The sequence below is a fragment of the Pandoraea thiooxydans genome (assembly GCF_001931675.1).
In the GTDB taxonomy this organism is placed as follows: domain Bacteria; phylum Pseudomonadota; class Gammaproteobacteria; order Burkholderiales; family Burkholderiaceae; genus Pandoraea; species Pandoraea thiooxydans.
Genome location: NZ_CP014839.1, coordinates 3940653 through 3961930 on the forward strand (window position 1 = coordinate 3940653; position 21278 = coordinate 3961930).

Annotated in this window: 17 protein-coding genes, 1 tRNA gene and 2 pseudogenes; 6 read left to right on the plus strand and 14 right to left on the minus strand. The window is 63.7% G+C overall.

Annotated features, from left to right (window positions below; all coding sequences use genetic code 11):
• Positions 1-58: 58 nt before the first annotated feature.
• Together PATSB16_RS18235 and PATSB16_RS18240 are read right to left on the minus strand one after the other, a co-directional pair.
• Entirely contained in the window at positions 59-1453 is a 1395-nt protein-coding gene (locus tag PATSB16_RS18235) for a coniferyl aldehyde dehydrogenase (protein ID WP_047215452.1), read from the minus strand.
• Positions 1454-1486: 33 nt separating this feature from the next.
• Positions 1487-3151, minus strand: coding sequence for an isovaleryl-CoA dehydrogenase (locus PATSB16_RS18240; RefSeq protein ID WP_047215453.1), 1665 nt, complete (start codon positions 3149-3151; stop codon positions 1487-1489).
• A 212-nt stretch (positions 3152-3363) separates the two neighbouring features.
• Between PATSB16_RS18240 and PATSB16_RS18245 the strand changes: the two genes are divergently transcribed.
• Positions 3364-4956, plus strand: coding sequence for a GMC family oxidoreductase (locus tag PATSB16_RS18245; RefSeq protein WP_047215454.1), 1593 nt, complete (start codon positions 3364-3366; stop codon positions 4954-4956).
• 29 nt (positions 4957-4985) lie between these two features.
• Here PATSB16_RS18245 and gatB read toward each other — a convergent pair whose 3' ends face one another.
• Genes gatB through gatC form a run of 4 tightly spaced genes read right to left on the minus strand, consistent with a single transcriptional unit; the run spans position 4986 to position 8778 of the window.
• Positions 4986-6458 (minus strand): Asp-tRNA(Asn)/Glu-tRNA(Gln) amidotransferase subunit GatB, encoded by a 1473-nt coding sequence (gene gatB / locus PATSB16_RS18250; RefSeq protein ID WP_047215455.1) that lies wholly within the window; start codon positions 6456-6458, stop codon positions 4986-4988.
• 20 nt (positions 6459-6478) lie between these two features.
• Positions 6479-6931, minus strand: a complete 453-nt coding sequence (locus tag PATSB16_RS18255; RefSeq protein WP_047215456.1) for a hypothetical protein — start codon at positions 6929-6931, stop codon at positions 6479-6481.
• Positions 6931-8427, minus strand: a complete 1497-nt coding sequence (gene gatA / locus PATSB16_RS18260) for an Asp-tRNA(Asn)/Glu-tRNA(Gln) amidotransferase subunit GatA (RefSeq protein WP_047215457.1) — start codon at positions 8425-8427, stop codon at positions 6931-6933. Before gatA ends, PATSB16_RS18255 begins: the two co-directional genes overlap by 1 nt.
• A 51-nt stretch (positions 8428-8478) precedes the next feature.
• Positions 8479-8778 carry an Asp-tRNA(Asn)/Glu-tRNA(Gln) amidotransferase subunit GatC gene (gene gatC / locus PATSB16_RS18265; protein ID WP_047215458.1) on the minus strand — a complete coding sequence of 100 codons (300 nt, stop codon included), beginning with the start codon at positions 8776-8778 and terminating at the stop codon, positions 8479-8481.
• Positions 8779-9186: 408 nt separating this feature from the next.
• Between gatC and PATSB16_RS18270 the strand changes: the two genes are divergently transcribed.
• The 5 genes from PATSB16_RS18270 to rodA all read left to right on the plus strand — a co-directional run bounded on the left by PATSB16_RS18270 (position 9187) and on the right by rodA (position 15110).
• Positions 9187-10230, plus strand: a complete 1044-nt coding sequence (locus PATSB16_RS18270) for a rod shape-determining protein (protein WP_047215460.1) — start codon at positions 9187-9189, stop codon at positions 10228-10230.
• A gap of 68 nt (positions 10231-10298) precedes the next feature.
• A complete protein-coding gene (gene mreC / locus PATSB16_RS18275) occupies positions 10299-11285 on the plus strand; it encodes a rod shape-determining protein MreC (RefSeq protein ID WP_047215461.1) in 987 nt (328 codons plus the stop codon).
• A 10-nt stretch (positions 11286-11295) separates the two neighbouring features.
• Positions 11296-11808: a rod shape-determining protein MreD gene (mreD, locus tag PATSB16_RS18280; RefSeq protein WP_047215462.1), complete on the plus strand. Its 513-nt coding sequence runs from the start codon at positions 11296-11298 to the stop codon at positions 11806-11808.
• Between the two features lie 30 nt (positions 11809-11838).
• Positions 11839-13962, plus strand: coding sequence for a penicillin-binding protein 2 (gene mrdA / locus PATSB16_RS18285; protein WP_083566836.1), 2124 nt, complete (start codon positions 11839-11841; stop codon positions 13960-13962).
• Positions 13962-15110, plus strand: a complete 1149-nt coding sequence (gene rodA / locus PATSB16_RS18290) for a rod shape-determining protein RodA (RefSeq protein WP_047216736.1) — start codon at positions 13962-13964, stop codon at positions 15108-15110. The genes mrdA and rodA overlap by 1 nt, the downstream gene beginning before the upstream one ends.
• 44 nt (positions 15111-15154) lie before the next feature.
• Here rodA and PATSB16_RS18295 read toward each other — a convergent pair whose 3' ends face one another.
• The 8 genes and pseudogenes from PATSB16_RS18295 to PATSB16_RS18325 all read right to left on the minus strand — a co-directional run bounded on the left by PATSB16_RS18295 (position 15155) and on the right by PATSB16_RS18325 (position 21274).
• Positions 15155-15883, minus strand: coding sequence for a tetratricopeptide repeat protein (locus PATSB16_RS18295; RefSeq protein ID WP_047215463.1), 729 nt, complete (start codon positions 15881-15883; stop codon positions 15155-15157).
• Positions 15884-16019: 136 nt separating this feature from the next.
• Positions 16020-16463, minus strand: a complete 444-nt coding sequence (gene queD / locus PATSB16_RS18300) for a 6-carboxytetrahydropterin synthase QueD (RefSeq protein WP_047215464.1) — start codon at positions 16461-16463, stop codon at positions 16020-16022.
• 88 nt (positions 16464-16551) lie between these two features.
• Positions 16552-17187: a 7-carboxy-7-deazaguanine synthase gene (queE, locus tag PATSB16_RS18305; protein WP_047215465.1), complete on the minus strand. Its 636-nt coding sequence runs from the start codon at positions 17185-17187 to the stop codon at positions 16552-16554.
• Positions 17184-17897 carry a 7-cyano-7-deazaguanine synthase QueC gene (gene queC / locus PATSB16_RS18310; RefSeq protein WP_206093656.1) on the minus strand — a complete coding sequence of 238 codons (714 nt, stop codon included), beginning with the start codon at positions 17895-17897 and terminating at the stop codon, positions 17184-17186. The genes queE and queC overlap by 4 nt, the downstream gene beginning before the upstream one ends.
• Before the next feature lie 172 nt (positions 17898-18069).
• Positions 18070-18145 (minus strand) — tRNA-Phe (locus tag PATSB16_RS18315).
• 66 nt (positions 18146-18211) lie between these two features.
• A pseudogene (esaR, locus tag PATSB16_RS21325) lies at positions 18212-18400 on the minus strand (response regulator transcription factor EsaR); the annotation flags it as partial.
• Between the two features lie 173 nt (positions 18401-18573).
• A pseudogene (gene esaR, locus PATSB16_RS21330) lies at positions 18574-18937 on the minus strand (response regulator transcription factor EsaR); the annotation flags it as partial.
• Positions 18938-21274, minus strand: coding sequence for a sensor histidine kinase (locus tag PATSB16_RS18325; RefSeq protein ID WP_047216737.1), 2337 nt, complete (start codon positions 21272-21274; stop codon positions 18938-18940).
• Positions 21275-21278: the final 4 nt, after the last annotated feature.

A 21278-nucleotide genomic window follows, 5' to 3' on the forward strand; every position in this document is an offset into this window, starting at 1 on the left:
GCCAGCCCGAATTCCGCAACGCGCCGCCGGGGTAACCCGCGGCGCGTTTTTCATTGGCTCAGCGCAGCAACAATCGAAGCATTGCGGCAAAGCGCTTGCCGTAGGGGGCGCTGAGCAGTCCCATGCCGTTGACGCGCGCCTGGTAGAACACCGGTTTCATTTTGGTGAAGGCCAGAAAGCCGTCATAACCGTGGTAAGCGCCCATGCCCGAGGCGCCGACGCCGCCGAACGGCAACGTATCCTGCGCGATATGCAGCAGGGTGTCGTTGACCGTCACGCCGCCCGCCACGGTTTGCGTCAGGACCTGCTCGACCCGCCGGCGATCATCGTCGAACATATACAACGCCAATGGACGGGCATGAGCGTTGACATAGGCGATCGCCTCGTCGAGCGAGTCATAGGGCACCAGCGGCAGGAGCGGCCCGAAAATTTCTTCCTGCATCAGGCGCATCGAATCGCTGACGCCGGTGTAGACCACCGGCGGCAAGCGCCGCCGGTCAACTTGCGGGGTATCGGCCGACAGCAGATGCGCCATCGCGCCCTGGCTCAGCGCATCGTCGTGCAGCCCTTGCAGCCGGCCGAAATGCCGCGGTGAAATGATGCTGGCGAAGTCGGGATTGTCGGCCGGCCGCGGATAGAGGCGCTGGGCAATGCGCGTTGCCTCGGTAACGAATTCGTTCTGCCGCTCGCGCGGGACCAGCACGTAGTCCGGCGCGATGCACGTCTGGCCGGCGTTGAGCAGCTTGCCCGCGAGAATGCGCTCCACCGCATTCGAAAAACGCGCGCCCGGGCCAATGATGGCGGGCGATTTGCCACCGAGTTCGAGCGTGACCGGCGTCAGATGCTCGCTTGCGGCACGCATCACGTGATGGCCTACCGCGGTCGAGCCGGTGAACAATAAATGGTCGAACGGCAGCGCGGAGAATTCGCGGGCGACCTCTGCATCGCCATTGACCACGGTGATCTGATCGGGCGGGAAGTAGCGTGCAACCAGTTCGGCAAAAAGCTCTCCAAAACGCGGCGTGTATTCCGACAGCTTGATCATCACACGGTTGCCCGCGGCCAGCGCATCGGTCAGCGGGCCGACGGCCAGATACAGGGGATAATTCCACGGCACAATGATGCCGACGACCCCCAACGGCTGCGGTACCAGCGCGGTGCGAGCCGGCAGGAACCACAGGCCGGCCCACTGCCGGCGCCGTCGCATCCAGCGCTTGCCGTGCGCCAGCGCATGGCCGATTCCGCCCAGGCTGGGAAACAGTTCGAGCAAATCGGTCTCCTGCCGCGGCCGCCCGCCGAAATCGGTGTCGATGGCCTGCGCCAGCGCCTCGCGATGCTCGCGCAGCATCGTGCGCAAAGTGGTCAAGCGGGCCGCTCGCGTCGACCAGCCGGGTACCGGTTCGCGCGCATAAGCCTCGCGCAGCGCAGCAAAACGTTGCGCCAAATTTTCCATCCTGCTCTCCCTGTCGATTTTATTGATGTCTCGTTATGGCGCGAACGCGCGCGCCAGAATCGCTTCCTGTGTTGCCTGGTTGACGTCGGCCGGCAGCGTACCGTAGACGCGTCCGCCGGACATTTCGAAGCGGCTGGCGAGAAAAGCTCCGGCGAGCGCGCTCGGCGCATGTGCGAGCATCAGGCCGGCCTGCGCCAGCAGGATCCATTGCTGAGCGATATGCCGCGCCATCGCTTCACGCGTCTCGGGCGGGCCGCTCACCTGCCGTCTCAGATCGGCCAATGCCGCCTTGAGCGCCGCGTGCCCCGACACCTGGTCGTCCAGTGCGTCGAGCAACGCATGCGCCAGCTCGGGCTCGCGCTGCACCGCACGCAACACGTCGAGGCACATGATGTTGCCGGAGCCCTCCCAAATCGAATTGACGGGCGCCTCGCGGTACAGCCGCGCCATCGGCCCGGTCTCGACGTAGCCGTTGCCGCCCCACACCTCCATGCTCTCGCCGGCGAATTCGAGCGCGCGCTTGCAAACCCAGAATTTCGCCGCAGGCAGCAAAATTCGCCGCCACGCGCGCGCCACGGGATCGTCCGGTCGGTCGAATGCGGCCGCCAGCTGCATCATCAGCAAGGTGGCGGCGGCCGACTCGAGCGCCAAATCGGTCAATACATTGCGCATCAGCGGCTGGGCGATCAGCGCCTGGCCGAACGCGCGCCGATGCCGCGCGTGATGGATTGCCTGCACCAACGACTGGCGCATCAGCGCGGCGCTGCCGATCACGCAGTCGAGCCGCGTATAGGTGGCCATCTCGAGGATGGTGGGAATGCCGCGCCCCTCGTCGCCCACCATCACGCCGTAGGCGTCCAGGAACTCGACCTCGCTGCTGGCGTTCGAGCGGTTGCCCAGCTTGTCCTTCAAACGCTGGATCTGCACCGGATTCTTTTGTCCGTCCGGCTTGAACCGCGGTACGAAAAAGCACGACAACGCATCGTGATCGGTGGTGCGCGCCAGCACCAGGTGGGCATCGCACATCGGCGCGGAGAAGAACCATTTATGCCCCACCAGCGCATATGCGCCGCCGCGCCCGCCCGGCCCCAGCGGCGTGGCCCGCGTCGTATTGGTACGCACGTCCGAGCCGCCCTGCTTCTCGGTCATGCCCATGCCGATCAGCACACTGCGCTTTTGCGCCAGCGGCAAATCGCGGGCGTCATGCTCGCGGGCGAAAAGTTTGTCCTGGAGTTGCGCAAACAGCGCCGGCTCCCTGGCGAGCACAGGAATGCTGGCGAAGGTCATGGTGGTCGGGCACAGGGTGCCGGCCTCGACCTGCCCATGCAGGAAATAGCCGGCCGCGCGCGCGGCCATCGCGCCCGGGCCCGGCGCGGACCACGGCAGCGCATGCAGGCCCTCGCCGCGCAACAGCCCCAGCAACGCATGCCAGCTCGGATGGAAATCCACCCGATCGATACGCCGCCCCTGGGGATCGTGGGTCACCAGTTCGGGCAAATGGTGATTGGCCTCGTCGGCCCATTGCTGCACCTGCGTCTGGCCAAGACGCGCACCGAAGCGCTGCAATTCGGCGGCGTGCCAGCCGGCGCCATGACGCTCGACGGCCTCACCGAGCAAGGCATCGCAGCCATACAGGTCGTAGTTCTCCAGCATGGGCACCTGGTTTTCGACCTGATGCGTCGTCCATGGTGAACTCATGATATGTCCCTCCGAGCACGGTCCGTTCCGCGAACGGCCTGCTTTCATCATAGATGACGCGCCGCTTGCGCCGCGCTGCCCACATCATAGAAGGGTTGCCGGCGCCAGGCAGCCGGCAAATTAGAGGAATACCTCGCATTGAGTCCGCCGACGCCGCGATTGCCGTGACTACAATCAGCGCACAACGACGATATAAAAACCGGGAGGAAGACATGGAGTACGACTATCTCGTGGTCGGCGCGGGATCGGGCGGGTGCGCGCTCGCGGCGCGCCTGGCCGACGCGCTGCCCGAGCGCACGATTGCACTGCTGGAGGCCGGGCCCGACGACCATCACTGGCTGGTCAAAACGCCGCTCGGGCTGGCCGGCCTGGTGCCGTTCAAGTCGGCGCGCAACTGGGCGTTCCATACGACGCCGCAGCCCGCGCTCGACGGCCGGCGAGGCTATCAGCCGCGCGGGCGCGGCCTGGGCGGCAGCAGCTCGATCAACGCCATGATCTACACACGCGGGCATCCGCTCGATTACGACGCGTGGGCCGACGCCGGTTGCCCCGGCTGGCGCTGGCAGGACGTGCTGCCGTATTTCAAGCGAGCCGAGCACAATGAACGCGGCGCCGACGCCTGGCACGGCACGCAAGGGCCGTTGAACGTGGCCGACCTGCGTTCGCCCAACCCGTTTTCGATGCGCTTTGTCGAGGCCGGCCGCCAAGCCGGCTTTGCGGTCAATGGGGATTTCAACGGTGCCTCGCAAGAGGGTGTGGGCCTGTACCAGGTGACGCAAAAGAACGGCGAGCGCTGGAACGCGGCACGCGCTTATTTGCACGGCCGCACGCGGCAAAACCTGCATGTCATGACAGGCACCAGCGCATTGCGTATCGTCTTCGAGGGCCGGCGCGCCGTGGGAGTCGAGGTGCAGCGGGGCGGCCGGCGCGAGACGTTGCGCGCACGCGCCGAAATCGTGCTTGCCGCCGGCGCCTTCAACAGCCCGCAATTGCTGATGTGCTCCGGCATCGGTCCGACCGAGCACTTGCAATCGCTGGGCATCCCGGCGTTGGTCGAGGCCCCCGGGGTCGGCGCCAACCTGCAGGATCACCTCGATGTCATCATCAATAAATGCGTGCCGTCGAGCGATCTGATCGGCTTCTCACCCGCCGGCATCGCACATTTGAGCGGTGCGCTGTTTGGCTACCTGCGCGAGCGGCGCGGCGTGTTCAGCAGCAACGTGGCCGAGGCCGGCGGCTTTTTGTCGAGCCAGCCGGGGCTCGATCGCCCCGATCTGCAATTGCACTTCCTGGTGGGGATTTCCGACGATCACAATCGCAAGCTGCATGTGCGTCACGGCTTTTCGTGCCACGTGTGCGTCTTGCGCCCGAAAAGTCGCGGCAACGTCACCCTGGCCAGTGCCGATGCGCGCCAGGCGCCGGTGATCGACCCGCGCTTTTTGAGCGAGCCCGAAGATCTCGAAGGCCTGTTGCGGGGCCTGCGCATCGTGCGCAAGATTCTGGCGGCGCCCGCGCTCGCCGAATTCGGTGGCAAGGAGTTGTACTCGCAGGATGTGCAGAGCGATGACGGGCTGCGGGCGCTGATCCGCGCGCGGGCCGATACGATCTACCACCCGGTGGGTACCTGCCGGATGGGCAGCGACGCGGCCGCCGTGGTCGATCCGCAGTTGCGCGTGCGCGGTATCGAGCGGCTGCGCGTGGTCGATGCCTCGATCATGCCCACGCTGATCGGCGGCAACACCAACGCGCCGACCATCATGATTGCCGAAAAGGCCGCCGATCTGATGCGGCATGACGCGTCGTGAAACGCGCCTGCCGTCACACCGGAGTCAGGCTAGGCTGACAGCTTCTTGCGCAGCAATTCGTTGACCTGCTGGGGGTTCGCCTTGCCTTTGGTGGCTTTCATCGCCTGGCCGATCAGCGCGTTGAAGGCCTTCTCCTTGCCGGCCCTGAACTCTTCGACCGACTTGGCATTGGCCGCCAGCACTTCGTCGATGATCTTCTCCAGCGCACCGGTGTCGGAGATCTGCTTGAGGCCTTTCGACTCGATGATGCGATCGGCTGCCGCTTCGTCGTCGGCGGGCTCGTCCCACATATGCTGGAACACTTCCTTGGCGATCTTGTTGGAGATCGTGCCGTCGGCGATGCGCGCCAGCAAGCCGGCGAGTTGCGCGGCCGACACCGGGCAGGCCGCCAGTTCGATGCCGTCACGGTTGAGTTGCGAGGCCAGCTCGCCCATGATCCAGTTGGCGGCCGGCTTGGCACTGGCCGCGCCGGCCCGGGCGACGACCGCCTCGAAATAGGTCGCCATGGCCTTGGATGACGTCAGCACGGCGGCGTCGTATTTGGTCAGTCCGTACTGCTCGACCAGACGCGCCTGCATCGCCCCGGGCAACTCCGGCAGCTCGCCGCGCACACGCTCGATCCAGTCGGCGGCGATCACCAAGGGCATCAGATCCGGATCGGGGAAATAGCGATAATCATGCGCGTCTTCCTTGCTGCGCATCGAGCGGGTTTCTCTCTTGTCCGGATCGTACAGGCGCGTCTCCTGCACGACCTCGCCACCGTCCTCGATCAATTCGATCTGACGCCGCACCTCATAGTGAATTGCCTCCTCGAGGAAGCGAAACGAGTTCAGGTTCTTGATTTCGGCGCGCGTGCCGAAAGCTTCCTGCCCCACCGGGCGCACCGAGACGTTCGCGTCGCAGCGAAACGATCCTTCCTGCATGTTGCCGTCGCAAATGCCCAGCCACACCACCAGGCCGTGCAGCGCCTTGGCATAGGCCACCGCCTCCGCGGCGCTGCGCATATCCGGCTCGGTGACGATTTCGAGCAGCGGCGTGCCGGCCCGGTTCAGATCGATACCGGTCATGCCGGCGAAATCCTCATGCAGCGACTTGCCGGCATCTTCCTCGAGATGGGCGCGCGTGAGCTGCACCGTCTTTTCGTAGGCCGGCATGCCCGTCTTCTCGTCGGCCGGGACTTGAATGGTCAGCGCGCCGCCCTGCACCACCGGGATTTCGTACTGGCTGATTTGATAGCCCTTGGGCAAATCCGGGTAGAAATAATTTTTCCGGGCGAAAATGCTTTGCGGCGCAATCGTCGCACCGATCGACAGCCCGAACTGGATCGCGCGTTCGACCGCGCCCCGGTTCATGACCGGCAATACGCCAGGCAGCGCCAGATCCACCGGGCACGCCTGTGTGTTGGGCGCCGCCCCGAAGCGGGTCGATGCCCCTGAAAAAATTTTTGATGCCGTGGAGAGCTGCGCATGCGTCTCCAGGCCAATCACGACTTCCCATTGCATAGTGCTTACCTTTTCATTCATCAGCCCGCGCGGCGCGTGGCCGCCGCGCAGATGCCGGCGTGAGGATCGAACATGACCGGCCATGCCTCTTGGTAAATGCCCGGCGTACAGTACTGCTCGCAATTCGCATGCGCCAGCGTCACGCGCCCCGGCTCCTGCCAGATCATCAGCTCGCAAGCGCTGCCGTCGCGCGCGCGCAGCTCGATTTGCGGACGTGTGCGCGTTTGCCGAAACTCGGACAGCTCGAAATGGCAACTGCCGCGCTGCCCAACCCATAGCCGCCAGGACAGCGCCTGCACCCAGTTGTCGCGCACCTTCAGGGTCGCCTGCTCGCGAAAGCCGTCCACATCCGTCTGAGCACAATGGCCGTCGAGATCGATCGGGTGATAGGCGATCGGCGCACTCGGCAGCGAACTGAAACTGCACGACGCAAGGAGCACGGCACAACCGGCCGCGGCCAGCGCATACCGCATCAGACGCCCCCCTGCGGTTGGCGGCGATGCCAGTCGGTCACCTGCTGGAACGCGTGCGCGACCTGCAGCATGCGCGCCTCGTCAAAATAATTGCCGATGATCTGCATGCCGACCGGGCGCTGCGCCTGGCCGAAGCCAACCGGCACGCTCATGCCCGGCAAGCCCGCCAGACTGACCGACAGCGTATAGATATCGGCCAGGTACATCTTGAGCGGATCGTCGCTCTTCTCACCCAGATTCCATGCCACGCTCGGCGCGACCGGTCCGATGATGAGGTCGCACTGGGCGAAAGCGTCCTGGAAGTCCTGCGCGATCAGGCGGCGAATGCGCTGCGCCTGCAGGTAATAGGCGTCGTAATAGCCATGCGACAGCACGTACGTGCCCACCAGGATGCGGCGCTTGACCTCGGCGCCGAAGCCTTCGGCGCGGGTCTTCTTGTACATGTCGAGCAGATCGGCATATTGCGCGGCCCGATGTCCGTAACGCACGCCGTCGAAGCGCGACAGATTGGACGACGCCTCGGCCGGCGCGATCACGTAATACACCGGGATCGACAGTTCGGTCTTGGGCAACGAAATCTCGACTCGCACGGCCCCGAGGCTCTCCAGCGTCTGCAAGGCATTTTCGATCGCCGTGCGTACGTCGTCGGCCAGCCCGTCGCCGAAATACTCGCGCGGCAGGCCGACGCGCAGCCCGGCCAGCGGCTGAGCCGCACTCGCGCCGGGCAACGGCTGGCCGAGCTGGCGCATGTAATTTTCGGCCGGACGCTCCAGGCTGGTCGAGTCGCGCTTGTCGAACCCTGCCATGGCGCTGAGCAACTGCGCGCAGTCCGCCGCGCTGCGGCCGAGCGGGCCGCCCTGGTCGAGCGACGAGGCAAACGCGATCATGCCGTAGCGCGACACGTTGCCGTACGTCGGCTTGATGCCCGTGAGCCCGCAAAAAGCGGCGGGCTGCCGAATCGAGCCGCCGGTGTCCGTGCCGGTAGCCACCGGCGCCAGCCCACCGGCAACTGCCGCGGCAGACCCGCCGGACGATCCGCCGGGCACGGCGCTCAGGTCCCATGGGTTTTTCACGGGGCCAAAATGGGAGTTTTCGTTCGACGAGCCCATCGCGAACTCGTCCATATTGGTTTTGCCAAGGCATACCATGCCCGCTTCGGCCAGGCGCTCGACGACGGCGGCATCGAACGGACTGCGGTAGCCCGCCAGCATGCGCGAGCCGGCCGTGGAAACCCATTCGCGGGTGACGAAAACGTCCTTGTGAGCCAGCGGAATACCCAGCAGCGGGGCGGTCGCGCCGCCTTCGCCGCGCGCCAGCCGTGCGTCGGCCGCGCGGGCCTGGGCCAGCGTGGCCTCGGGCGACACGTCGACAAAGGCGTTGAGCGCCCGAGCCGCGTCGATACGGGCCAGATAATGTTGGGCCAGCTCGACGCTGGACACGCGCTTGGTGTCGAGCGCCGTGCGCAGGTCTTGCAAATCGGTCAGGGAGAGTTCCATAAAACCATCAGGAGAAAATGCGATTGAGCGGCGCACAGCATTGCGCCGCGCTCATTCAATGACTTTGGGTACCAGATACAGCCCGTCCTGCACGGCCGGCGCGGGCCGTTGATTGGCCTCGCGGTCGACCGCCTCGGTCACCGCGTCCTCGCGCAGGCGCAGGCTCACCGCCTGGATCTGTTCGATCGGATGCGCCAGCGGCGCGACGCCTTCGGTGTCGACCGCCTGCATCTGTTCGACCAGCCCGAAAAACCCATTCAATTCCGCAAGCGTGTGCTCGGCTTCGCCGGGCGCGAGTTCGATGCGCGCCAGATGCGCGATGCGCGTGACATCGCTGAGATTCAATGCCATGAAATATCTCAATAAAAATCAATGCGTTTGAGTCGCCGACGGCATGCCGCGACGCGGCCAGACAGGAGGATTTTCCGAAAGCCGGCTGCGCTGGCGCCGGGGTCGGATCGCGGCGTCAAACTCCGCTTTTTTCCTGCAAAAACCCCAAAATTATAAGGTATCATTGCACATTAAATTTTTGACCGGGCAGCATTTTGCATGTTTTTGCCCGGTCGATGCCGCGCTCGCGGGCCCCGGAGCGGCGCGCGGCACTCGACGTGCAGCCACCCAGTTGGCCTTGGTGCGAATGGCACAGGGCGAGCGCTGGCGCATCAGCCCGCAGAAATTTCGAGTTCGAGCCCCGTATTTCAGACACCGCCAACCCGCCCGTCGAATCCGGCGGGGGCATCACGCGAAACAGGATTTTGCATGTTCGGTTTTCTACGCAGCTATTTCTCCAACGATCTGGCGATCGACCTCGGCACGGCCAACACGCTGATTTACATGCGTGGCAAGGGCGTGGTCCTGGACGAGCCCTCGGTCGTCGCGATTCGCCAGGAAGGCGGCCCCAGCGGCAAAAAGACGATTCAGGCGGTCGGCAAGGAAGCCAAGCAGATGCTCGGCAAGGTGCCCGGCAACATCGAGGCGATCCGGCCCATGAAAGACGGCGTGATTGCCGACTTCACGGTGACCGAGCAGATGATCAAGCAGTTCATCAAGATGGCGCATGAATCGCGCATGTTCTCACCCAGCCCGCGCATCATCATTTGCGTGCCGTGCGGCTCGACCCAGGTCGAGCGGCGCGCGATCAAGGAAGCCGCGCACGGCGCCGGCGCCTCGCAAGTCTATCTGATCGAAGAGCCGATGGCCGCGGCCATCGGCGCCGGCCTGCCGGTATCCGAAGCCACCGGCTCGATGGTGGTCGACATCGGCGGCGGCACCACCGAGGTCGGCGTGATCTCGCTGGGCGGCATCGTCTACAAGGGTTCGGTGCGCGTCGGCGGCGACAAGTTCGACGAGGCGATCGTCAACTATATTCGCCGTAACTACGGCATGCTGATCGGCGAGCAAACCGCCGAAGCGATCAAGAAGGAAATCGGCTCGGCCTTCCCCGGCTCCGAGGTCAAGGAGATGGAAGTCAAGGGCCGCAACCTCTCCGAAGGCATTCCGCGCGCCTTCACCATTTCCAGCAACGAAATTCTCGAGGCGTTGACCGACCCGCTCAACCAGATCGTCTCGTCGGTCAAGATCGCCCTGGAGCAAACGCCGCCCGAGCTGGGCGCCGACATCGCCGAGCGCGGCATGATGCTGACCGGCGGCGGCGCGCTGTTGCGCGACCTCGACCGCCTGCTGGCTGAAGAAACCGGCTTGCCGGTTCTGGTGGCCGAAGATCCGCTGACGTGCGTGGTGCGCGGCTCCGGCATGGCGCTGGAGCGCATGGACAAGCTCGGCAGCATCTTTTCATACGAGTGATCCTGCGACGAGCACGGCTCCGCGGCACAGCCGACGGATCCTTTTAAGACGGTTTTTCAAGGCATTGCATGCAGTACAGTCCGCCGCCACTCTTCAAGCAAGGGCCGTCGGCGCTGGCGCGACTCATCTGTTTCGTCGCGTTGGCCGTCGGCCTGCTCGTGGTCGACTCGCACTACAAAACGCTCGAAAAGCTGCGCTACTTCATCGGCACGGCGCTCTACCCATTGCAGCGCGTCATGCTGGTGCCACGCGACAGTTTGGTGGGCGCCTCCGATTTTCTGGTCAGCGAAGGCCAGTTGCGCGCCCAGAATCGTCTGCTGCGCGAGCGCAACCTGGCGTTGTCGGCGCAAGCCATGCTCAACGCCGAGCTCAGCGCCGAGAACGACCACCTGCGACAATTGCTGGCGTTACGCGATCGCATGCAGGTGCCGACCATTCCCGCTCAGATCGAATACGACACACGCGATCCGTTCACGCAGAAGGTCGTCATCGACCGGGGCTCGCGACAGGGCGTCAAGGCCGGCGCGCCGGTGATCACCGAGCAGGGGTTGCTGGGCCAGGTCACGCGCGTGTTTCTGATGTATTCCGAAGTAACTCTGATCACCGACAAGGATCAGGCAGTGCCCGTGCAACTGTTGCGCAGCGGTGTCAACAGTGTGGTCTACGGCGGCCTGCCGGGCGGTGCGCTCGATCTGCGATACATTCCTTTGAGTGCCGACGTGAAAGTTGGCGATCAGGTCGTCACCAACGGCCTGGGCGGCGTGTATCCCGCCGGCGTGCCGGTCGCGCGAGTCACGCGTGTGGACAAGCAGTCCGACACGACATTCGCGCGTATCGTTTGCCAGCCGGTGGCGCAACTGCATAGCCAACGCCAAGTGCTGGTGCTGCAATATAATCCGCCCCCACCGCCGGAGGCCGAGGCCGCCACCGATCAAAAAGCGCCGCCGACGGGCAAGGACGGCAAAGATAGCAAGAAGGCCGAGACCCGCAAGACAGGCAAGTCTCAAGGCGCGGCCGCGCACGCGCAGAAAGCGCCCGCAAAGAAAACACCATGAAGAGTCTTCCATGACCCGCCCGCAATACATACTGCTGCCGGTCAATCCGTACTTCATCGCCATCAGCCTGATCGGCGCCTTTCTGGTCAATCTGATGCCATGGGGCGACATTCCGGTGATGCCCGACTTCGTCGCGCTGGTGTTGATTTTCTGGAATATCCACCAGCCCCGCAAAGTCGGCATGGGCATTGCGTTCATCGTCGGCCTGCTGATGGACGTGCACAATGCGGGCCTGCTCGGCGAGCACGCACTGGCCTACACGCTGCTGTCGTATGGCGCGATCATGATCCACCGGCGCGTGCTGTGGTTCACCCTCTTCACCCAGTCGCTGCTGGTGCTGCCGCTGCTGTTGCTGGCGCATCTCGTGCCGTTCCTGATACGTTTGGCGACCGGCGCGCCGTTTCCCGGCTGGTGGCCGTTGCTCGCCGCTTTCGTCGAAGCGGCCTTGTGGCCGATCGTCAGCATTCTCCTGCTGGCCCCCCAGAAGCGCGCCGTCGACCGCGACGATACGCGGCCGATCTGATTTCGTCACGCCAGGGACGGCCCGCTTCGCATGACCGAATTCAAAAATCTCGAACAGCAGCTCAAACAGTTTCACCTGCGCATCACCGCCGCCGGGCTGTTCGTGCTGCTGTGCTTTTCGCTGCTCGCGGGACGCTTTGTTTATTTGCAGGTATTCAAGCACAAGCTGTACGCGCTGCAAGCCGACGAGAATCGCATTGCACTGGCACCCATCGTGCCCAACCGCGGCATCATCATGGACCGCAACGGCGTGGTGCTGGCCGACAATTACTCCGCTTACACGCTGGAGATCACGCCGTCGAAAATCGACGAACCCCTGCCCAAGCTGATCGACAAGTTGGCCACGGTGGTGCGCATTACGCCGCGCGACCGCTCGCGCTTCAAGCGGCTGCTCGAGGACGGCAAGAGCTTCGAGAGTCTGCCGATCCGCACTCGGCTGAGCGACGACGAAGTCGCGCATTTCGTTGCGCAGCGCTATCGTTTTCCGGGCGTCGAGGTGCATGCCCGCCTGTTCCGGCAGTATCCGCTGGGCGAGACGGCCGCACATGTGATCGGCTATGTCGGACGCATTTCGCAGCGCGACCGCGACCACCTCGAAAAAATGAGCGAGGAAAACGACGCCGACCCGTCTCACTACGATATTCGCCGCGACATCAACAACTATCGCGGCACCGATTACATCGGCAAGACCGGGGTCGAGCAGAGTTACGAGACCCAACTGCATGGCATCACCGGTTTCGAGGAAGTCGAAGTGACTGCGGGCGGGCGGCCTGTGCGTGTCATCTCTCGCACGCCGGCGACGCCGGGCGACAACCTGATCCTGTCGATCGACATCAAGCTGCAGGAGGTCGCCGAGAAGGCTTTTGCCGGCCAGCGCGGTGCATTGGTGGCCATCGAACCGTCGACCGGCGACGTGTTGGCCTTCGTGTCGGAGCCCAGTTTCAACCCCAACCTGTTCGTCGAGGGCATCGATCAGCAAAACTGGGATGCGCTGAACAACTCACCCGACAAGCCACTGCTCGACCGTCCGCTGCGCGGCACTTATCCGATCGGCTCGACCTATAAGCCGTTCATGGCGCTGGCCGGGCTGACGCTGGGCAAGCGCACCGAAGACTGGAGCTTCCACGATCCCGGTTATTACAAGCTTGGCAACCACGTGTTCCGCAACGACGTGCGCAGCGGGCAAGGGCAAGTCAATATGTACCGCTCCATCGTGGTGTCGAACGATACCTACTACTACATGCTCGCGCACGATCTCGGCGTCGACGCGATTCACGACTTCATGGTGCCGTGGGGGTTCGGCCAGTTGACCGGCATCGACATCGCCGGCGAAGCGCGCGGCGTGTTGCCGTCCAAGGCCTGGAAACGCAAGGCGTACAAGACGCCCGCGCAGCAGCAGTGGTACGAGGGCGAGACGGTGAGCCTTGGCATCGGGCAGGGGTATAACTCGTTTACGATCCTGCAGACCGCGCACGCGGTCGCCACGCTGGCCAATAACGGCGTGGTGATGAAACCTCACCTGGTGCAAGCCGTTCAGGATCCGATCACGCATCAAATTCAATTGACCGTGCCGCATGCGAGCTTCCGGATCCCGGTCAAGCAAAAATACATCGACTTCGTCAAACATGCGATGGAAGGCGTGACGAGCGACCCGGCGGGCACGGCGTACCGTCAATTCATTGGGGTTCCCTACACGGTCGCCGGCAAAACCGGGACCGCACAGGTCTTTTCGCTGACCAAGGGCGAGGTGTACAACCATAATCTTGTGCCGGAATTCAAGCGGGATCACGCCGTCTTTGAAGCGTTTGCTCCGGTGGACCACCCGAAGATCGCGCTGGCGTTGCTGGTCGAAAACGCCGGCTGGGGAGCGGCAGTGGCCGCGCCGATCGCCCGCAAGGTGCTGGATTATTATCTGATCGATGAGCCCAAGGAGCGCGCCGCGCAAGCCGCGGCCAAACTAGCTGCCGGAGCGCCCGACGGCGCCAGCGGCGTCGCGGCTCCCGCTTCGACGGCGGACGCGGGCCCTGCGCAGGCACCCGGCACAACGATTCCGCGCACACCGGGGGCGCCGCACGCGGCCAAAGCCCCGCTGCCGCTGTTCAGGGACGAGGCCCGCCGGCGCGCCGCGCTTCGCTCCCACGGAGAAAGCCAATGATGACGCTCGACAAGCCGTCCCTCACGGACCGCGTGAAACGGGCATTTGCCGCGTTCGACCTGCCCCTGATGGTGATCATGCTGCTGCTGCTGGCGATCGGACTGGTCGCACTCTACAGCGCCAGCATCGACGTGCCGAGCCGGGTCGCCAGCCAGTTGCGCAATATCGGACTGGCTTTCCTGCTGATGTGGCTGCTGGCATCGTTGCCGACCCAGAAGCTGATGCGTATCGCCGTACCCCTTTACGCGTTCGGCATCGCGCTGCTGATCGCGGTATTCGTGATCGGCGTCACCAAGAACGGCGCACGGCGCTGGATCAACGTGGGTGTGGTGATCCAGCCCTCCGAGATCATGAAAATCGCCATGCCGCTGCTGCTGGCCTGGTATTTTCAGAAGCGCGAAGGCGGCGTGCGCTGGTACGACTATGTCGTGGCGATGGTTTTGTTACTGATCCCGGTCGGATTGATCGCCAAACAGCCCGACCTGGGCACGGCAATATTGGTCGCCGCCGCCGGGCTTTATGTGATTTATCTCGCCGGACTGAGCTGGAAGCTGATTTTGCCGGTCTTCCTCGCCGGCGTCATCGCAATCGGTTCCCTGCTGGCGTTCGAGAGCCGCATCTGTCAACCCGACGTCACCTGGGTCGGGCTGCACGACTATCAGAAACATCGAATCTGTACGTTTCTGGACCCAACGTCGGATCCGCTGGGCAAGGGGTTCCACACCATTCAGGCGGTCATCGCGATCGGCTCCGGCGGGGTAACCGGCAAAGGCTGGCTCAAGGGCACCCAGGCCCACCTCGAATTCATTCCGGAAAAACACACTGACTTCATTTTCGCGGTCTTCGCCGAAGAATTCGGCCTGATGGGCGAGAGCGTGCTGCTGCTGCTTTATTTCTCGCTGGTGGTGCGCGGCCTGATGATCGCCGCGGGCGGCGCCACGCAGTTCGGGCGGTTGCTTGCCGGCGCGATCAGCATGATTTTCTTTACCTACTCATTCGTCAACATGGGCATGGTCAGCGGCATCCTTCCCGTGGTCGGCGTGCCATTGCCGTTCATGAGCTACGGCGGCACGGCGCTGGTCACTTTGGGTGTGGGCGTGGGCATCCTGATGAGTGTCGCGCGCGAAAAGCGTCTGATGCAAAGTTAGGGGCCGCCGGCCATGCACACGCTGGCGGCGGCACTCCTGCGGGTTCAGTGTGCCGTGCTGCCAGGCGTCGGCTGCTGGGCGGTCTCGGCCGCACGCCGCTCCGTCAGGGCCCGCAACTTGCCCAAGGCGGCGACGTCCCCCTGCGCTGCCGCACGCGCATACCAAACACGCGCCTGGTCGATATCGGGCGTCATGACGCCGTAGCCGTGCTCGTAGTAACTTGCAACGATATATTGCGAGGGCAAGTCACCCCCTCGGGCCGCTTTGAGATAGAGGTCGAACGCTTTGTGGTAATCGAGCGGGACACCGCGTCCGATGAAGTATTCGTTGGCCATCGCCGCCTCGGCCTCGATGTGCCCCTGCTCCGCCGCTTTGCCGTACCAAAAATTGGCGTCCTTGATGGATTTGTTGACCACATACCCATCGTCGAACATCTTGCCGTACAGAAACTGCGCCTGGCTCATGCCCGCCTGGGCGGCCTTGTGCAGCCATTGCGCGGCTTCCTGCGGGGCCGCCTTCGCTCCGCCCTCACCGTTGAGCAGCATCATCGCGTAGTCGAATTGAGCCAGCCGGTTGCCTTGGCCGGCCGCCTGGCGAAACTGCGCCAATGCCTGCTTCCGATGCCCCGCCTGATAATTGTGAACGGCCTGCTCGGTCAATTTTTTTGCCGGCGGCGCCTGGGCGGCGTCTGCCGACAATGAAAACCCCGCCATCGCAACACAGCAGACAAGCGCCATCGACGCGATCCGCCCCACGTTTTGCCATGCCTTCATGAAAAACCTCCGACGCTTCAGTGCATTTGGTTGAACATCTGTCGCTTAGTCGGTATGGGAGCGAAATCCTGACACCCGGCTCGTTGCACTGAGCATCATAGCCCGATCCTCTCGAACCGGTGCGGCGAGCGGTCGGCTAGCGGCAGACTTCCGCCCAGCAGTTCGGCGTTTCATATAGACGCACCCGCGCCAGACGCAGATTGACGCCGTAATGGGCGTCGAATACCGCGGCCAGGATATCGAAAGCCACAGCCGCAAGATTCTCGACCGTCGGCACGCGATCCAGCACGACCGTCTTGTGATCCGGCAACGTGTCGAGAAACCCTCTGACGGCAGCGTCGTTCTCGTAGACCAGGAAGGCGTGATCCCAGACGTCGATCAGGTGCTCGCGTGCGAGCGTCTTGACGTCGGCGAAGTCCATCACCATGCCGTTGTCGGAGGCGCCCTCGTGCTGCATGATCTCGCCGCACAGGGTGATTTCCAGGACGTAACGATGGCCATGCAGATTACGGCACTGGCTCCGATGATCGGGAATGCGGTGACCTGCGTCGAATTCAAGTTTTCGGGTAATCGTAATCACGCAAAATGGCTCTTCAATGAGGAGACAGCCTTGCGGCCGGCGTCGCGCGTTGCCGCGCCCGCCCCGCCAACCGGGCCAGGCGCCCCCTCTAGGGGATGTTCAAATATTTGTGCGTTTGCATCGACAGTCGCCAGCGCGGATGTTGCTTGCAATAGTCGATCGCCCAACGCGTGTTGGCCTCGCGCAGCGGGCCGTCCATCGGTTGCAGATAAAAGTGCTCGAAGTCCAACGCCTCGTAGTCGGCCAGCGACTGACGCGCCTGCGGCACCACCACTTTCAGCTCATGTCCGCGCGTCACGACCAGCGGCGCATCCGCCTTCGGGCTGACGCAAACCCAATCGATCCCGGGCGGCACCGGTTGGGTGCCGTTGGTCTCGATCGCGATACGGAAGTGTGCGCGATGCAGCGCGTCGATCAATGGCGCATCGAGCTGCAGCAACGGTTCTCCGCCGGTACACACGACGAAGCGATGCGCGCTGTCGCCGGCAGGCCAGAGCGACGCGATGCGTTCGGCCAGGGCTTCCGGCGTCGCATATTTTCCGCCGTTCTCGCCATCGGTGCCGACAAAATCGGTATCGCAAAAGCGGCACACCGCGTCGGCGCGGTCCTGCTCCCGGCCAGTCCACAGGTTGCAGCCCGCAAAACGGCAAAACACGGCCGGCCGGCCGGCGTTGGCGCCCTCGCCCTGCAAGGTGTAGAAAATTTCCTTGACGGTATAGGTCATTGTCCGCCCTGGGCTCGATAGCCCTCGTATCCGCGGCGACGCAACTCGCACGCCGGGCATTCGCCGCAACCGTAGCCCCAGGCGTGCAACTCGCCTCGCTCGCCGAGGTAACACGTATGTGTGGCCTCACGCACCAGTTCGACCAAAGCCGCGCCGCCCAGCGAATGCGCAAGCTGCCAGGTCTGCGTCTTGTCGATCCACATCAGCGGCGTCTCGACGATGAAACGGCGGTCCATGCCAAGGTTGAGCGCCACCTGGAGCGCCTTCATGGTGTCGTCCCGGCAATCCGGGTAACCGGAGAAGTCAGTCTCGCACATGCCGCCGACCAGCACGCGCAGGCCGCGCCGATAGGCAATGGTAGCGCCGATCGTCATGAACAGCAGGTTACGGCCCGGCACGAAAGTGTTGGGGAGATGATCCGCGCTCATCGCAATCGAGACTTCGCGCGTCAAGGCGGTGTCGCTGATCTGACCCAGCACCGACAGATCGATCATGTGATCCTCGCCCAGCCGCGGGCTCCACGCCGGAAATTCGGCGCGCAGGCGTGCCAGCACATCGGTGCGGCAATCCAGCTCGACCCGGTGGCGCTGGCCGTAATCGAAACCGAGGGTTTCCACCCGCGCATAGCGCGCCAGCGCCCAGGCCAGGCAAGTGGTCGAGTCCTGTCCGCCGGAGAACAGGACCAGTGCGGTATCTTCCGATATTGTCATGATCACATGTACGCAAATTCCCCTGCCGCGGGGATTCCCGCGCCGAGTCCATCGCACGTGCGGGACCGCGGCGGGCTCTGGCGGCGGCCATTTTGCCAGGCCGCACAAGAGGCGGGCAAAACCGTCGCAAAACGCAAAAAGGGCTTGCATGACTGCAAGCCCTTGGTGTTCTTGGTGGCCTGGGACGGAATCGAACCATCGACACACGGATTTTCAATCCGCTGCTCTACCAACTGAGCTACCGGGCCAAGGAAGCGAGATTATAAGCAAATCCCTGTTTGACTGCAAGCCGCATGCAACAAATAGGCGGCGCGTCAACGTTCGTGCTTGGCCCTGCTCAGTTCGACCCCCAATTGCTTGAGCTTGCGATACAGATGCGTGCGCTCCAGCCCGGTTTTCTCGGCCACGCGCGTCATGCTGCCGTTTTCCTTGGTCAGGTGATACTCGAAATAGGCACGCTCGAAGGCGTCGCGCGCCTCGCGCAGCGGAACGTCGAACGAAATGCCGGAAGCCGACGCCGGCGCAGTACCGTCATGCGAGCTGGCTCGGCTTGCCACGCCACCGCCGAAGCCGTCCTCGTCGATATCGCCATAGCCGTCCGACTCGTCGCCACCGCCCGCGGCTTCTACGCCAGCCGCGTCGGCCGCACCCGCCTTGCCCTGGCCCGCGTCCTGTCTGCCGTGGGCGAGTCCTTGCGCCACCGCTTGCAGCAATTTCTGCAACGCGATCGGCTTCTCGAGGAAATTCAGCGCGCCGATCTTGGTCGCCTCGACCGCGGTATCGATCGTCGCATGCCCGGACATCATGATGACCGGCATCGTCAGCTGGCCCTGGGCGGCCCACTCCTTGAGCAGTGTCACACCGTCGGTATCGGGCATCCAGATGTCGAGCAGGACCAGATCCGGAACCTGCTGCGCGCGATAGGCGCGCGCAGCCTGTGCGTTCTCCGCCACTTCCACCACATGACCTTCGTCGCTGAGGATCTCCGAGAGCAACTCCCGGATACCCATTTCGTCGTCCACCACCAAGATGGTTGCCATTTACGCTACCTTCGTGTGTTCCACCGTCTGCTCGCCGGACGGCGCAGGGTCTTCTTTCAACTGCGTGAACAGAATTGCGATCTGCGCGCCGATCACGCCCTCACCATTGGGCCCCGGTCGATTCCGGATGTCGATGCGCGCGTCATGCTCATCGATGATCTTCTTGACCATCGCCAACCCCAGCCCGGTTCCCTTGGCCTTGGTGGTGGCATACGGCTCAAAGGCGCGAGTGAGGATGCGCGCCGAAAATCCCGGGCCGCTGTCGGTAACTGTCAAGCGCACCGCATTGCGCTTGTGCGCGCCATCGCGCGACTCGGCTTCTTTGTATTCTACTGTCTTCGTTTCAATACTGATAAGAGGGTTTGCGGATTCGGCGACCGCGTCCTGCGCATTTTGCAGCAAATTGTGAATCACTTGGCGCAATTGCGTGGGGTCGCCCCGAATGATCGGCAAATCGGCCGCCAGGTTGGCGGTGATGATATGACGGCTGCCGTCGTCGCCATACAGGCCCAGCACTTCGACGATCAGGTCGTTGAGCTGCAGGTTCTGCAACACGGCCGGCGGGGTACGCGCATAGTCGCGAAAATCGTCGACCATCCGTTTCATTGCCGCGACCTGATTGACGATCGTGGCGGCCCCTCGTCGGAGCACCTCAGCATCGGCCGGCGGCAGCTTGTCCGACAGCTTGTGCTGCAAGCGCTCGGCCGACAGTTGAATGGGCGTCAGCGGATTCTTGATCTCGTGCGCCAGCCTGCGCGCCACTTCGCCCCAGGCCGCCGAACGCTGGGCCGAGATCACATCGCTGATGTCGTCGAACACCACCACATAACCGCCGGTGTTTTGGCCGCCCTCCGGCAAGCGCGCTCCGCGCACCAGCAACGTCACGGGATCCGGCTCGTCGGGCAGCGTCAAGGCGATCTGATGCTGCCAGTGTCCGCCCGTGAGTTCGGCATTCGCGCCCTGATCGGCGAACGCCTTGCGCAGGATCGCGCCAAACTCCACCAAGGCAGGGATATCGCCCAGCAAGCGATTGAGCTCGTCCTGGAAGCTTTGCTTGAAAATACGTTCAGCGCCGGGATTGGCGGTCGTCAATCGAAACTCGTGATCGAACACGAACACGCCGGCCGTCAGATTGGAAAGGATGCTCTCGAGGTAGGCCTTGGAACTCTCCAGAGCCAACCGGTTATGCTCGACCGCGATGCGGGCATCGGCCAACTGGCGAGTCATCGCATTGAACGCCTGAGTCAGAAAACCGAGTTCGTCGTTGGTGCGCATCTCGTGCTTGGGCGTGTAGTCTCCCTCGGCCACCTCCTTGGTGCCCTTGGCCAGCAGGAACAGCGGGCGAGCCAGCTGGTTGCCCAGCGCCAGCGCCAGCATCATCGCCACGAAGGTCGCCAGGAACAGGCTCAAGGTCAGCGTGCCGATATACATTTTGCGCAGACCGGTCCGCCCCAGCGCCTTCTCCTGATATTCCCGATAAGCGGTCTGTACCGCCTCGGCGTTACTGGCCAGGTTGCGCGGCACCAGCTGGGTGACTTGCAGCAGCCGCTGGCTGCTGCGTAGCGACGCGCCATATGACGATGGTATGGGGATGATGACGAGCCAGCGCAACTGATTGTTTTGCGCATCGCTGCTCTTGATGTCGCCGCCGCTATCGATGCTTTCATTGCCTCCCTCGAAACCGGCGTAGCCGCCAGGCGCACGCGCCTGGCGCAATTCGAGGGCCGTTGGCGCCTGGGGCAGCAACTGACTGAAATTGCTCGATGCCGAGGCAAGCACGCGGCCATTGCTGTCGAGCACCGTGGCTTCCTGCAGACCGAACTGATCGCGCAGGCGCAGCAGGCCCAGCGATGAGGTCGGATCACCGCTTGCCGCGAGCTGATCCGCAACCAGATGCGCTTTGTTGCGCAGGTCGCTCAGCCCATTGTCGAGCACCGCTCGGCCAAGTTCCAGGCCGGAGTCGAGCGCCGACTCGACCCGCACGTCGAACCACGACTCGATGCTGCGAGATACGAATTGGAGCGACACCAGATAGATGATCACACCGGGCAATACGCCGACCAGGGCAAAGTAGAACGCCAGCTTGGCCAGCAGCCGCGTGCCGAATTTGCCCTGCCGCAAGCGCGCGACGATGATCCAGATCAGCGAGAAAAAGATCAGCAGGAAAATCAGCGCAACCGCGACGTTGGCGCCGTAGAGCCACGAGTAATAGCGATCGAAAAATTCGGTGTTGGCGCTTGCCAGCGCCAACAGGATAAGCAACACCAGGGCGACCACCGCGACGGTGGCTACCAGCGCCCGACTGACGATCCTCTTGAGACGGTCGCTATTTGCCATGATC

Coding starts and splice junctions, on each gene's coding strand:
- PATSB16_RS18235 (WP_047215452.1), bottom strand. CDS start 1,453: ATGGAAAATTTGGCGCAACGTTTTGCTGCGCTGCGCGAGGCTTATGCG.
- PATSB16_RS18240 (WP_047215453.1), bottom strand. CDS start 3,151: ATGAGTTCACCATGGACGACGCATCAGGTCGAAAACCAGGTGCCCATG.
- PATSB16_RS18245 (WP_047215454.1), top strand. CDS start 3,364: ATGGAGTACGACTATCTCGTGGTCGGCGCGGGATCGGGCGGGTGCGCG.
- gatB (WP_047215455.1), bottom strand. CDS start 6,458: ATGCAATGGGAAGTCGTGATTGGCCTGGAGACGCATGCGCAGCTCTCC.
- PATSB16_RS18255 (WP_047215456.1), bottom strand. CDS start 6,931: ATGCGGTATGCGCTGGCCGCGGCCGGTTGTGCCGTGCTCCTTGCGTCG.
- gatA (WP_047215457.1), bottom strand. CDS start 8,427: ATGGAACTCTCCCTGACCGATTTGCAAGACCTGCGCACGGCGCTCGAC.
- gatC (WP_047215458.1), bottom strand. CDS start 8,778: ATGGCATTGAATCTCAGCGATGTCACGCGCATCGCGCATCTGGCGCGC.
- PATSB16_RS18270 (WP_047215460.1), top strand. CDS start 9,187: ATGTTCGGTTTTCTACGCAGCTATTTCTCCAACGATCTGGCGATCGAC.
- mreC (WP_047215461.1), top strand. CDS start 10,299: ATGCAGTACAGTCCGCCGCCACTCTTCAAGCAAGGGCCGTCGGCGCTG.
- mreD (WP_047215462.1), top strand. CDS start 11,296: ATGACCCGCCCGCAATACATACTGCTGCCGGTCAATCCGTACTTCATC.
- mrdA (WP_083566836.1), top strand. CDS start 11,839: ATGACCGAATTCAAAAATCTCGAACAGCAGCTCAAACAGTTTCACCTG.
- rodA (WP_047216736.1), top strand. CDS start 13,962: ATGACGCTCGACAAGCCGTCCCTCACGGACCGCGTGAAACGGGCATTT.
- PATSB16_RS18295 (WP_047215463.1), bottom strand. CDS start 15,883: ATGAAGGCATGGCAAAACGTGGGGCGGATCGCGTCGATGGCGCTTGTC.
- queE (WP_047215465.1), bottom strand. CDS start 17,187: ATGACCTATACCGTCAAGGAAATTTTCTACACCTTGCAGGGCGAGGGC.
- queC (WP_206093656.1), bottom strand. CDS start 17,897: ATGACAATATCGGAAGATACCGCACTGGTCCTGTTCTCCGGCGGACAG.
- PATSB16_RS18325 (WP_047216737.1), bottom strand. CDS start 21,274: ATGGCAAATAGCGACCGTCTCAAGAGGATCGTCAGTCGGGCGCTGGTA.